At 41.6% G+C, this 12830-nt stretch carries 12 protein-coding genes; all 12 read left to right on the plus strand.

Annotation, left to right across the window (positions count from 1 at the left end; all coding sequences use genetic code 11):
• Positions 1–128 precede the first annotated feature (128 nt).
• A complete protein-coding gene (gene rimP / locus DWV68_RS02675; protein WP_022242582.1) occupies positions 129–596 on the plus strand; it encodes a ribosome maturation factor RimP in 468 nt (155 codons plus the stop codon).
• 51 nt (positions 597–647) lie between these two features.
• The gene (nusA, locus tag DWV68_RS02680; protein ID WP_117697162.1) at positions 648–1808 is read left to right on the plus strand and encodes a transcription termination factor NusA; all 1161 of its coding nucleotides are present in this window, start codon (positions 648–650) and stop codon (positions 1806–1808) included.
• A complete protein-coding gene (rnpM, locus tag DWV68_RS02685; protein WP_022242580.1) occupies positions 1795–2073 on the plus strand; it encodes an RNase P modulator RnpM in 279 nt (92 codons plus the stop codon). Before nusA ends, rnpM begins: the two co-directional genes overlap by 14 nt.
• Positions 2060–2377, plus strand: coding sequence for a L7Ae/L30e/S12e/Gadd45 family ribosomal protein (locus tag DWV68_RS02690; RefSeq protein WP_022242579.1), 318 nt, complete (start codon positions 2060–2062; stop codon positions 2375–2377). Before rnpM ends, DWV68_RS02690 begins: the two co-directional genes overlap by 14 nt.
• 15 nt (positions 2378–2392) lie before the next feature.
• Positions 2393–5314, plus strand: a complete 2922-nt coding sequence (gene infB, locus DWV68_RS02695) for a translation initiation factor IF-2 (protein ID WP_118056742.1) — start codon at positions 2393–2395, stop codon at positions 5312–5314.
• 23 nt (positions 5315–5337) lie between these two features.
• A complete protein-coding gene (rbfA, locus tag DWV68_RS02700; protein WP_022242577.1) occupies positions 5338–5700 on the plus strand; it encodes a 30S ribosome-binding factor RbfA in 363 nt (120 codons plus the stop codon).
• Between the two features lie 35 nt (positions 5701–5735).
• Positions 5736–6686 (plus strand): DHH family phosphoesterase, encoded by a 951-nt coding sequence (locus DWV68_RS02705; protein WP_117841001.1) that lies wholly within the window; start codon positions 5736–5738, stop codon positions 6684–6686.
• Between the two features lie 12 nt (positions 6687–6698).
• A complete protein-coding gene (truB, locus tag DWV68_RS02710) occupies positions 6699–7631 on the plus strand; it encodes a tRNA pseudouridine(55) synthase TruB (protein ID WP_118665007.1) in 933 nt (310 codons plus the stop codon).
• Between the two features lie 32 nt (positions 7632–7663).
• Positions 7664–8587, plus strand: a complete 924-nt coding sequence (locus DWV68_RS02715) for a bifunctional riboflavin kinase/FAD synthetase (protein ID WP_022242574.1) — start codon at positions 7664–7666, stop codon at positions 8585–8587.
• Positions 8588–8761: 174 nt separating this feature from the next.
• A complete protein-coding gene (locus tag DWV68_RS02720) occupies positions 8762–9880 on the plus strand; it encodes a C40 family peptidase (RefSeq protein WP_117946901.1) in 1119 nt (372 codons plus the stop codon).
• A 144-nt stretch (positions 9881–10024) separates the two neighbouring features.
• Positions 10025–10291: a 30S ribosomal protein S15 gene (rpsO, locus tag DWV68_RS02725; RefSeq protein WP_118056740.1), complete on the plus strand. Its 267-nt coding sequence runs from the start codon at positions 10025–10027 to the stop codon at positions 10289–10291.
• 293 nt (positions 10292–10584) lie between these two features.
• Positions 10585–12678: a polyribonucleotide nucleotidyltransferase gene (locus DWV68_RS02730; protein ID WP_117697175.1), complete on the plus strand. Its 2094-nt coding sequence runs from the start codon at positions 10585–10587 to the stop codon at positions 12676–12678.
• Positions 12679–12830 lie beyond the last annotated feature (152 nt).

Below are 12830 nucleotides of genomic sequence, written 5' to 3' on the forward strand. Positions count from 1 at the left end.
ATCTTGCAATTTAAGAAAATAGTGCTATAATAATACAGTACATGATGATTTAGGCTTTGAGAGTGGGCGTTGCGTCCACTCTCAATTCATGTTTAGAACAAAATTTAAGCAGATGGAAAGGTGGTTACATGTCCAGAAAAGAAATTTATGAACAGAAGACAGAAAGCTTCATTCAGCCAATCGTTGATAAGTATCATTTTGAACTGGTAGATGTGGAATATGTCAAGGAAGGTTCCGACTGGTACTTACGGGCTTACATTGATAAGGAAGGCGGAATTACCGTCAATGACTGTGAAATGGTAGCACGGGAAATGAATGAGATTCTGGATCGGGAAGATTATGTGGAAGACTCTTATATTTTTGAAGTGAGTTCGCCGGGACTTGGCAGACCGTTGAAGAAAGAAAAGGACTATGTCCGTTCTATGGGAAAAGAAGTGGAGATACGTCTGTATCGTGCCATAGATCATGAAAAGGAATTTTGTGGAGTCTTAAGTGCATATGATGAGAATACCGTAACAATTGAAGACGAATCTTATGGACAGAAGGTATTTGATAAGAAGGATATTGCATTAATCCGTCTTGCCATCGATTTTTAATCATTAACATAGCATACAACTTAGAAAATAAGTATATAGGAGGATAAAGAAATGAATAACGAGTTGTTGGAAGCATTGACAATACTGGAGCAGGAAAAAAATATCAGCAAAGAGACTTTACTTGAGGCAATTGAGAATTCTCTGCTGACTGCATGCAAAAACCATTTTGGAAAGGCAGATAATATTAAAGTAAATATTGACCCGGAAACATGCGAGTTCCATGTGCTTGCTGAGAAGACCGTAGTGGAAAAAGTAGAAGATGATGTAACAGAAATCAGCCTTGCAAATGCACGCATGATTGATTCTGAGTACAATCTTGGTGATGTGGTAAATGTAGAAGTTAAATCCAAAGAATTTGGACGTATTGCAACACAGAATGCAAAGAACGTAATTTTACAGAAGATTCGTGAGGAAGAAAGAAAAGCAATTTACAGCGAATATTATAGCATGGAAAAAGACGTTGTAACCGGAATTGTACAGAGATATGTTGGAAAAAATATTTCCATTAATCTTGGTAAAGCAGATGCCATTCTTACTGAAAATGAGCAGGTAAAGGGTGAAGTATTCAAACCGACCGAACGTATCAAGGTATATATTCTGGAAGTAAAATCTACACCAAAGGGACCAAAGATTATGGTTTCAAGAACACATCCGGAATTAGTAAAACGTCTGTTTGAAGCAGAAGTTACTGAAGTAAAGGATGGTATTGTAGAGATTAAGAGTATTGCCCGTGAAGCAGGAAGCAGAACAAAGATTGCTGTTTACTCCAATGACCCTGATGTAGATCCGGTAGGAGCATGTGTAGGTATGAACGGAGCCAGGGTAAATGCTATCGTAAGTGAATTACGCGGTGAGAAAATTGATATCATTAACTGGAATGAGAATCCTGCTATGTTAATCGAGAACGCATTAAGCCCAGCAAAAGTTATTTCCGTAATCGCAGATGGCGAAGAGAAGAGCGCAAAGGTTGTTGTTCCGGATTATCAGTTATCCCTTGCTATCGGTAAAGAAGGACAGAATGCAAGACTTGCTGCAAGACTGACCGGATTCAAGATTGATATCAAGAGTGAGACACAGGCAAGAGAGTCCGGTGAATTCATGGATTATGAAAATGATTACGAGGACTATGATGAGGAGTATGAAGAGGGTTATGAGGAAGGTTATGAAGAAGAAAACGCAGGAGATGGTGAGTTCATAGATGGCAACGAATAAGAAGATTCCTATGCGGAAATGTGTAGGATGCCAGGAAATGAAAAGCAAGAAAGAACTGATTCGGATTATTCATACGCCGGAAGATGAACTTGTAGTGGACTCCACTGGAAGGAAGAATGGAAGAGGCGCATATATCTGTCCGAATATGGATTGCTTTTTGGCAGCAAAAAAGACAAAGGGCTTGGAAAGATCTTTGAAAATGGCGATTCCGGAAGAAATATATGAGGAATTGCAAAAGGAGATGCAGAATATTGAAACAAGATAAGGTGTTATCCATGCTTGGACTTTCTGCCAAGGCAGGAAATGTTGCAAGCGGAGAATTTTCAACAGAGAAAGCGGTAAAAGAAGGAAAGGCTCATCTGGTCATTGTCGCAGGAGATGCTTCAGATAATACGAAGAAACATTTCCGTGATATGTGCAGCTTTTATGAAGTGCCATTTTATGCTTATGCTGATAAGGAGAGTCTCGGACATCATATTGGAAAAGAATTTCGGGCATCATTGGCAGTTACCAACGAAGGTCTTGCCAAAGCCGTCATAAAGCAATTGAAACTGTTAACAACTGAATAACGGAGGTAGTTATATATGTCAAAACTCAGAGTATATGAACTCGCAAAAGAATTAAATATAAAGCCGCAGGATGTTTTGGATTCCTTAAAAGGAACCCAGTATGAAGTAAAGACATCCAGTAATAGTATAGATGAAGATGCACAGAAACTGGTACGTTCTAAAGTAAAAGGAGCAGCAAAACCGGCAGCAAAGCCAGCAGCAGAGACAAAGCCGGCAGGCGAAGCAAAAGCTGCAGGCGAGGCAAAATCAACAGAGGCACCGGCTCGACCGAAGAAAAAAGCAAGTATTTCTGCTGTATTTAACCCACAGAACAGCAAGACCAATCCGGGAAGCAGACGTCAGGCTTATCACACCAATGCCAAGACCGGAGAAGCAAGAAGGCCGGCACCGGCTGCAAGACCAGCTCAGCCTGCAAAAACGGCAGCACCAAAGCCTGCAGAAGTAAAAACTGCAGAAGTTAAGCCGGCAGAGGTAAAAGCAACAGAAGTTAAGGCTGCAGAAGTAAAACCAGCAGAAACGAAAACTGCAGAAGTAAAGACTACGGAAACAAAAACTGTTCAGGAGAAACCGGTAGTGAAAACAGAAGAGAAGAAGACGGAGACAAGAAACTTTAACAATAACCGTCAGCAGGGAGACAGACCATACAACAATAACCGTCCACAGGGAGACAGACCGTATAATAACAACCGCCCACAGGGAGACAGACCGTATAATAACCGTCAGCAGGGAGACAGACCGTACAACAATAACCGCCCGCAGGGGGACAGACCATATAATAACCGTCAGCAGGGAGACAGACCGTATAATAACAACCGCCCGCAGGGAGACAGACCGTACAATAACAACCGTCAGCAGGGAGACAGACCGTACAACAATAACCGCCCACAGGGAGACAGACCATACAATAATAACCGTCCACAAGGCGACAGAAATGGAAGAGGCGGAAGAAATGGTGGAAGATTCGATCAGGAATTAAACCGTTTCAATAAAGAAGCAATCCAGGCAGGACCGGACGATTTAAGAAAAGAAAGCCGTGAGAACCGTGACCGTGACAATACCCGTAAGAAACAGGTGCAGGAGCACGATAAGTTAGGAAGCAAGAAACAGGAAAGATATGTAAATCTTGAGAAAAACGGCGGTAAGAAGAAACGTCCTGCACAGCCGAAACCAAAGGAAGAAGATACCATCCGCAGCGTATCCCTGCCGGAGCGTATGACGATTAAGGAACTGGCAGATAAGATGAAGGTTCAGGCTTCTGAAATCATCAAGAAGCTCTTTATGAAGGGACAGATGGTTACCGTAAACCAGGAAATCGACTATGACAGTGCAGAAGAAATTGCACTGGAATTTAACTGTATTGCAGAGCCGGAAGAAAAGGTAGACGTAATTGCAGAGCTTTTAAAAGAGGATGAAGAAAGAGAAGAAGATTTAGTTCCAAGACCACCTGTTGTCTGTGTAATGGGTCACGTTGACCATGGTAAAACATCCCTTCTGGATGCAATCCGTAATACACATGTAACAGACCGTGAGGCTGGTGGTATCACACAGCATATCGGAGCATATGTGGTAAGTATCAACGGACAGAAGATTACCTTCTTAGATACACCGGGACATGAAGCATTTACCGCAATGCGTCTGCGTGGAGCAAAATCTACCGACATCGCAATTCTTGTAGTTGCAGCAGATGATGGTGTCATGCCACAGACGGTAGAAGCAATTAACCATGCTAAAGCAGCCGGAATTGAAATCGTAGTAGCAATCAATAAGATTGATAAGCCAAATGCCAATATCGACCGAGTAAAACAGGAGTTATCCGAATACGAACTGATTCCGGAAGACTGGGGTGGAAGCACCATCTTTGTACCGGTATCTGCTCATACCCACGAAGGTATTGACCAGTTATTGGAAATGTTATTATTAACAGCAGAAGTCAGCGAATTAAAGGCAAATCCAAAACGTAAAGCCCGTGGTGTTATCATTGAGGCACAGCTGGATAAAGGAAGAGGAGCTGTAGCAACTGTTTTAGTACAGAAGGGAACCCTTACAGTTGGTGAGCCGATTGCCTGTGGTAGTGCATATGGTAAAGTGCGTGCCATGATTGACGATAAAGGAAGAAGAGTAAAAGAAGCCGGACCATCCATGCCGGTAGAGATTTTAGGACTTTCCAGTGTACCGGATGCAGGAGAAACATTCGTAGCATGTGACAGTGAAAAAGATGCAAGAAACTTTGCAGAGACATATATTTCCGAAGGAAAGGCAAAACTGTTAGAGGAGACCCGTTCCAGAATGTCTTTAGATGATCTGTTCTCACAGATTCAGTCCGGAGATGTAAAAGAGCTGGATATCATCGTTAAAGCAGACGTCCAGGGTTCTGTAGAAGCCGTAAAACAGAGTCTTGTAAAACTTTCCAACGACGAAGTTGTGGTTAAGATTATCCATGGTGGTGTTGGTGCAATCAACGAATCTGATGTTACTTTAGCATCTGCATCTAACGCAATCATCATTGGATTTAACGTAAGACCGGACCCTACAGCAAAGGTTACTGCTGAAAATGAAGGTGTAGATATCCGTCTGTATAAAGTTATCTATAACGCAATTGAAGACGTAGAAGCTGCTATGAAGGGAATGTTAGATCCTGTATACGAAGAAAAAGTAATCGGCCATGCAGAAGTTCGTCAGATTTTCAAAGCATCCGGTGTTGGTAACATTGCAGGTTCTTATGTATTGGATGGTAACTTTGAGCGTGGATGTAAAGTCCGTATTACCCGTGAGGGAACACAGATATTTGAAGGAAATCTTGCTTCCCTGAAACGTTTCAAGGACGATGTGAAGGAAGTAAAAGCCGGATATGAGTGTGGTCTTGTATTCGAAGGATTTAATGATATTGCAGAACTGGATCAGGTAGAGGCATATAAGATGGTAGAGGTTGCCAGATAATCTGATAGAAGGACAGGAAAATTATGCAAAAAAATAGTATGAAAAATATGCGGATAAATGGAGAAGTTCAAAGAGAACTCTCCAACATTATCCGGAGTGAAGTAAAAGACCCGCGTATTGCGCCGATGACCAGCGTGGTTGCCGTAGAAGTGGCACCGGATTTAAAAACCTGTAAGGCGTATATCAGTGTATTCGGAGACGAAGAAGCTCAGAATAATACAATCAAAGGTCTTAATAGTGCAGAAGGGTATATTCGTCATGCCCTCGCAAAAAGTATCAATTTAAGAAATACTCCGGAGATTCGGTTTATCCTGGATCAGTCCATTGAGTATGGTGTAAACATGTCAAAGAAAATTGATGAGGTGATTGGACAGGAAGAGTCCTAAGCCTCATCCGAAGAGAAAGAGAGCAGGTGTTGCCAATGAAATTAGAGGAACAGCTTTATGATGTGAAGCGTGTAGCAATAGCCGGTCATGTAAAACCTGACGGAGACTGTGTAGGTTCCACGTTAGCAGTATATAACTATATCAGAAAATATCATCCGGAAATGGAAGTGGAACTCCATCTGGAACCGATTCCAAACATTTTCAAATTCCTTGCAAATGCAGATAAAATTGACAGCTCTTATATAGAAAAAGAGCCATACGATTTATTTATTGCATTGGACTGCGGTGATGAGAAACGACTGGGAAATGCAGTGAAATATTTTCATGCAGCAAAACGCACCTTCTGTGTTGACCATCATATCAGCAATCAGAGCTTTGCAGATGCAAACTACATTTTCCCGGAGGCAAGTTCAACCTGTGAGCTTGTATATGAACTCATAGATGAAGAGAAGATTACAAAGGAAATTGCAGAATGTATTTATGTGGGAATTGTGCATGATACCGGTGTGTTCCAGTATTCCTGTACTTCCGCAAAGACCATGAACATTGCCGGCAGGCTGATGGAAATGGGAATTGATTTCAGCCGTATCGTGGATAAGACTTATTATGAGAAAACTTACGAGCAGAACCGGATTTTGGGTCAGGCATTGGTGGACAGCCAGCTCTTTTTAGATGGAAAATGCATTGCATCTATCGTAACCAAAGAAGAAATGGAAAAATACCAGGTTCTTCCGAAACATTTAGAAGGAATCGTACAGCAGCTTCGTGCTACCAAAGATGTGGAAGCTGCAATCTTTCTTTACGAAAATGAGGATGGAAGCTTTAAAGCAAGCATGCGTTCCAGTGGTAAGGTAGATGTGGCAGTTATTATGATGTCCTATGGTGGAGGCGGTCATATACGGGCAGCCGGAGCAACCATAGAAGGCAATGCCAAAGAGATTCTTGAGGGAATCGTAAAGGACGTTGAAAAACAGCTTTTGAAATAGACAGGATAACGTATGGACGGAATTATTAATGTGAGAAAAGAAAAAGGATTTACGTCCTTTGACGTAGTTGCAAAGCTGCGTGGAATTTTAAAAATGAAAAAGATTGGACATACAGGTACGCTTGATCCGGATGCGGAGGGCGTACTTCCTGTATGTATAGGAAAAGCAACCAGAGTCTGTGACCTTTTAACTGATAAGGACAAGGTATACGAGGCAGTCATGCTTTTGGGAAAAGAAACGGATACCCAGGATATGACAGGAACCATATTAAAGGAATCCGAGGTAAATCTTTCCATAGAAGAAGTAAAGCAGTGTATTGAAAGCTTTGTGGGAGAATATGCACAGATTCCGCCGATGTATTCTGCACTGAAGGTCAATGGAAAGAAATTATGTGACTTAGCAAGAGAAGGTGTGGAAGTAGAACGCAAGGCAAGGAAGATTCAGATATTAGATATTGCAATTTTATCAATCGACTTGCCGCGAGTGACCATGCGGGTGCACTGTTCCAAAGGAACTTATATCCGGACATTGTGCCATGACATCGGAGAAAAATTAGGTTGTGGAGCCTGTATGGAGTACCTGATACGGACAAGAGTTTCAGATTTTCAAATAGAAGCTGCAAAAACACTGCAGGAAATTGAGACAATAATGAAAAGTGGTAAGATAGAAGAGATTTTATATCCCATTGATACCGTATTTAAAAATCTGCCACAGATTCACAGCCGCAAAGATAGTACTGCACTTTTATATAATGGAAATAAGCTGCCGCTGCCCGTGATAGCAGAGGCAGAGACGATAGAGCATACGCTTGCTTCTTTTTATAAAGAAGATGACTGCAAAAAAGTCAGAGTGTATGACAATGCAAATCATTTTGTTGGAATATATGAATACCGTACAGCGGACAGGCTGTTTAAGCCGGTAAAACTTTTCTTTACACAGCAATGAGAAGGAAAAAGACATTTAAGCAGGTATAAAAAATGAAGTATATACATGGAACAACAGAATTTCATATTGAAGAAGAATGCGTGCTTTCCCTTGGCAAATTTGACGGTCTGCACAGAGGACATGAGACTTTATTAGAACATATGATGGAGCAGAAGAATAAAGGCTGTGCAACGGTACTGTTTACCTTTGCCATTCCGCCGAGACCGGGCAGGATAAATGAAGTCCAGAAGGTGCTTACGACGAATGAAGAGAAGGTTGCAATCTGTGAAGAGCAGGGCATTGATTATCTGATTGAATATCCTTTTACCAAAGAAGTCATGACCATGGAACCGGAAGCATTTATTGAAATGCTGGCTTCTTCCATGAAAATCCGTGGCATTGTGGTTGGAACAGATTTTCATTTCGGACATAACCGCCGAGGAGATTACCATCTGCTGGAAATATATGCGAAGAAGCTGCATTATGAACTTAAGGTAATAGATAAGGTTCAGTATGAGAATCGGGATATCAGCAGTACCTTTATCCGGGAAGAAGTAGAAAAGGGCAATATGGAAAAAGTAAAATACCTTCTTGGCTATGATTATTTTGTGGAAGGTGTTGTAATACATGGCAGAGAAATGGGCGCGAAGGTACTTGGAATCCCGACCATAAATATCATACCGCCTGAAAACAAACTGCTTCCGCCGTTTGGCGTCTATGTTTGTGATGTTGTAGTAGGGGATAAGACGTATCATGGAATCGCAGATGTGGGATGTAAGCCGACTATCGAAGGGGTTAATCCGGTAGCAGTGGAAACCAATATTTTTGATTTTAATGAGAATCTCTATGGAAAGAAAGTGCGTGTCTGCTTCCGGAGCAGAGAGCGCAGCGAGATGAAGTTTGAATCCTTAGAGGCTTTAAAGCAACAACTCGAACAGGATATTGCCTATGGCAGATTTTATGTACAGCAGCATTAAATATATGAATTTCGTAAAATTTCGAACAATTGTTACATAATTGTTACATATTTATGTTGACATTATGAAATCACGTTGCTATAATCTTAAAATATGGAGAAGCATATTGATTCGAACAGATGCGGAAATGCAGGGTGCATTTTGCATCGTTACAATGTCAGGAGGCATATTTTTATGAAGAACAATAGAAAGTGGAAGACAACAGCATTTATTCTTACCTGTGGACTTACAGTGGCGCTTGAGGGTGGCGCAGCTGCACAGACATCAGCAGGTTCCGGCTTAAATGCAGGAATATTTGCTACAATGGATTCCTATTATAATACAGATATTGTTGTTTCAGCAACCAATACTGTTACAACGATGGAAGGACAGTCTGAGGATGCTGCAGCAACTGATACAACGGTACCTGCAGATACAGCAGCAACCGATACAGCGGTACCTGTAGATACAACAATCTGTGGATATACCAATCTTGGTATTGCACAGGTTGACAGCAGTTTAAATGTAAGGGAACAGCCGGATACCAATTCTGATATCGTAGGAAAGATGCAGAGTGATGCCGGATGTGAAATTTTAGAGGACGATGGCGAGTGGCTTAAAATTGAATCTGGTCAGGTAACCGGATATGTAAAAGCAGAATATATCATTACCGGAGAGGCAGCTGTAGCAAAAGCCCAGGAAGTAATGAAGACCATTGCAACCGTTACAACACAGACTTTAAATGTACGTGCTGAGATGAATACCGATTGTACCAAACTGGCATTGATGCCGGAAGGAGAAGAATTAGAGGTTTTAAATCAGTATGATGGCTGGGTGGAAGTAGACTTAGATGGTGATGTAGGATATGCAAGCACCGACTATGTAGAGATTTCACAGCAGCTGCCAAAGGCACAGACCATGACAGAATTAAAATATGGTCAGGGTGTTTCAGATACAAGAGTATCACTGGTGGCTTATGCAACACAGTTTGTCGGTAATCCATATGTATGGGGCGGAACCAGCCTTACCAGAGGAGCGGACTGTTCCGGATTCGTATTATCCGTATATGCAAATTATGGCGTATATCTGCCACACTCATCCAGAGCACAGGCAGGATGCGGAACCAGAATCAGTGCATCCGAAGCACAGCCGGGAGATTTGTTCTTCTATGGTAGCGGTAAGGGCATCAACCATGTGGCAATCTATATCGGAAATGGTCAGATTGTTCATGCAAGTTCACCTTCTACCGGAATCAAGATTTCCAATGCATATTATCGTTCACCAGTATGTGTTGTCCGTGTATTAGGAAACTAGATAAGGAAACTAACAGAATTTTGTTTACAAATAATAAGTAGTATGTTATATTTGTTAGGTATGATTTAGCCGATATTCGGTAGATGGACACTCCGACCTTTTGCTGATTATCAGGCGATAAGAAAATATAAGGAGGAAACGTAAATGTTATCAAAAGAAAGAAAAGAAGAAATCATCGCAGAATATGGTAAAACTGCTACAGACACAGGTTCACCAGAGGTACAGGTTGCACTTTTAACAGCCAGAATCAATGAGCTGAATGAGCACTTAAAAGTAAATCAGAAGGATCATCATTCCAGAAGAGGACTTTTAAAGATGGTTGGTCAGAGACGTCGTTTACTGGCTTACTTAAAGAAAGTTGATATTGAAAGATATCGTTCTTTAATCGAACGTTTAGGTTTAAGAAAGTAATTTCTTGTAAAAGGAAACCGTATAGAATAGAGCGGAGTTGTCCGCTCTATTTTTCGGTTGCTAGGCTTCCACAGGTTGCCGGATATCCGTAAGGAACTGCAAGTACAGAGTCTTATGGATGACAATGTAAGAACGGCAGAAGGACGATTCCGAGACCACTGATTAGTGCAATTACAGATTGTGTTAATCAGTAGTTTCGGTCGATACACCTCCGGATGGCTGCAAACAGCACCATTTCGGAACTTCTGCCATAATAAGCAGGAATATCCTGTATACAAAAAAGGAGAAATGATATGTACCAGAGTTATTCAATGGAACTTGCCGGAAGAACTCTTACGGTTGATATTAACCGTGTGGGTAAACAGGCAAATGGATGTGCATTCATGCACTACGGTGATACCACTGTATTATCTACTGCAACAGCATCTGAAAAGCCAAGAGACGGAATCGACTTTTTCCCTCTTAGCGTAGAGTTCGAAGAGAAATCTTATGCAGTAGGAAAAATCCCAGGTGGATTTAATAAGAGAGAAGGAAAAGCATCTGAGAATGCAATTCTTACTTCCCGTGTAATTGACAGACCTATGCGTCCGTTATTCCCAAAGGATTATCGTAATGATGTAACATTAAACAACCTCGTTATGAGCGTTGACCCGGAATGCCGTCCGGAAATCGTAGCAATGCTTGGTTCTGCGATTGCAACCTGCATTTCGGACATCCCATTTGACGGACCATGTGCTATGACACAGGTCGGAATGAAAGATGGTGAATTTGTAATCAACCCATCCCAGGAAGTTTGGGACAATGGTGATTTACAGTTGACGGTTGCTTCTACCAGAGAGAAAGTAATCATGATTGAAGCCGGAGCAAATGAGATTCCGGAAGATAAAATGATTGAAGCAATTTACATGGCACACGACATCAACCAGACCATTAATGATTTCATTATGAAACTGGTAAACGAAGTTGGTAAACCAAAACATGAATATACAAGCTGTGCAGTTCCAGAGGAAATGTTTGCAGCTATGCGTGAGATTGTTACACCGGATGAGATGGAAGTAGCAGTATTCTCTGACGACAAACAGACCAGAGAAGAAAATATCCGTAAAGTAACAGAGAAAATGGAAGAGGCATTTGCAGATAACGAAGAGTGGCTTCCATTAGTTGGTGAGGCTGTATATCAGTATCAGAAGAAGACCGTTCGTAAGATGATTTTAAAAGACCACAAACGTCCGGATGGAAGAGCAATCAACCAGATTCGTCCGCTGGCATCTGAGGTTGATATTATTCCTAGAGTACATGGTTCTGCTATGTTTACCCGTGGACAGACTCAGATTTGTGATGTTGTAACATTAGCTCCATTATCTGAAGTTCAGAAAATCGATGGATTAGATGAGAATATTACCACCAAGAGATATATGCACCATTACAATTTCCCATCCTACTCTGTTGGAGAAACAAAACCTTCCAGAGGACCGGGACGTCGTGAAATCGGACATGGAGCACTGGCTGAGAAAGCATTGGTTCCGGTTCTTCCTTCTGAAGAAGAATTCCCATATGCAATCCGTGCCGTATCCGAGACCTTTGAATCTAATGGTTCTACCTCTATGGCATCTACCTGCGCATCCTGTATGGCGCTTATGGCTGCAGGTGTTCCGATTAAGAAAATGGTTGCAGGTATTTCCTGTGGTCTGGTAACTGGTGAGACAGATGATGATTACATCGTATTAACCGATATTCAGGGACTTGAGGACTTCTTCGGAGATATGGACTTCAAGGTAACTGGTACACATGACGGTATTACTGCAATCCAGATGGATATTAAGATTCACGGATTAACAAGACCTATCGTAGAAGAAGCAATCAGAAGAACCAGGGAAGCAAGACTTTATATCATGGACGAAGTTATGTCTAAAGCAATTGCTGAGCCAAGAAAAGAAGTTGGACAGTATGCTCCAAAGATTCTTCAGGTTCAGATTGACCCGGCTAAGATTGGTGATGTAGTAGGTCAGAAGGGTAAGACAATCAACGAGATTATCGACCGCACTGGTGTTAAGATTGACATCAATGATGAAGGTGCAGTAAGCATCTGTGGTACCGATAAAGCAATGCTTGAGAAAGCTGCTGACATGATCCGTATCATTACAACTGATTTCGAAGAAGGTCAGATTTTCACTGGTAAAGTAGTAAGCATCAAAGAATTTGGTGCATTCATCGAATTTGCACCGGGCAAAGAGGGAATGGTTCACATTTCCAAGATTGCGAAAGAGAGAATCGAACATGTAGAAGATGTTCTGACTCTTGGTGATACAGTAACCTGTATCTGCATGGGCAAAGACAGAATGGGAAGAATCAGCTTCTCCATCAAGGATGTTCCTGCTCAGAACTAATTGCAGATTCGTGGCATGTGATTTTTCAATACTCACATAAATAAAATAAGGCGTATGCTTTTGCGGATGAAAATCCACAAGGGTATACGCCTTTTTACGTAAGTAGCGAAGAAAAAGTCTGGCAGAAAAAAAGAGCCGAGTTTGCTGAGTAA

The organism is Roseburia sp. AF12-17LB (genome assembly GCF_003479605.1).
GTDB classification, from domain to species: domain Bacteria; phylum Bacillota; class Clostridia; order Lachnospirales; family Lachnospiraceae; genus Roseburia_C; species Roseburia_C amylophila.

Coding starts and splice junctions, on each gene's coding strand:
- rimP (WP_022242582.1), top strand. CDS start 129: ATGTCCAGAAAAGAAATTTATGAACAGAAGACAGAAAGCTTCATTCAG.
- nusA (WP_117697162.1), top strand. CDS start 648: ATGAATAACGAGTTGTTGGAAGCATTGACAATACTGGAGCAGGAAAAA.
- rnpM (WP_022242580.1), top strand. CDS start 1,795: ATGGCAACGAATAAGAAGATTCCTATGCGGAAATGTGTAGGATGCCAG.
- infB (WP_118056742.1), top strand. CDS start 2,393: ATGTCAAAACTCAGAGTATATGAACTCGCAAAAGAATTAAATATAAAG.
- rbfA (WP_022242577.1), top strand. CDS start 5,338: ATGCAAAAAAATAGTATGAAAAATATGCGGATAAATGGAGAAGTTCAA.
- DWV68_RS02705 (WP_117841001.1), top strand. CDS start 5,736: ATGAAATTAGAGGAACAGCTTTATGATGTGAAGCGTGTAGCAATAGCC.
- truB (WP_118665007.1), top strand. CDS start 6,699: ATGGACGGAATTATTAATGTGAGAAAAGAAAAAGGATTTACGTCCTTT.
- DWV68_RS02715 (WP_022242574.1), top strand. CDS start 7,664: ATGAAGTATATACATGGAACAACAGAATTTCATATTGAAGAAGAATGC.
- DWV68_RS02720 (WP_117946901.1), top strand. CDS start 8,762: ATGAAGAACAATAGAAAGTGGAAGACAACAGCATTTATTCTTACCTGT.
- rpsO (WP_118056740.1), top strand. CDS start 10,025: ATGTTATCAAAAGAAAGAAAAGAAGAAATCATCGCAGAATATGGTAAA.
- DWV68_RS02730 (WP_117697175.1), top strand. CDS start 10,585: ATGTACCAGAGTTATTCAATGGAACTTGCCGGAAGAACTCTTACGGTT.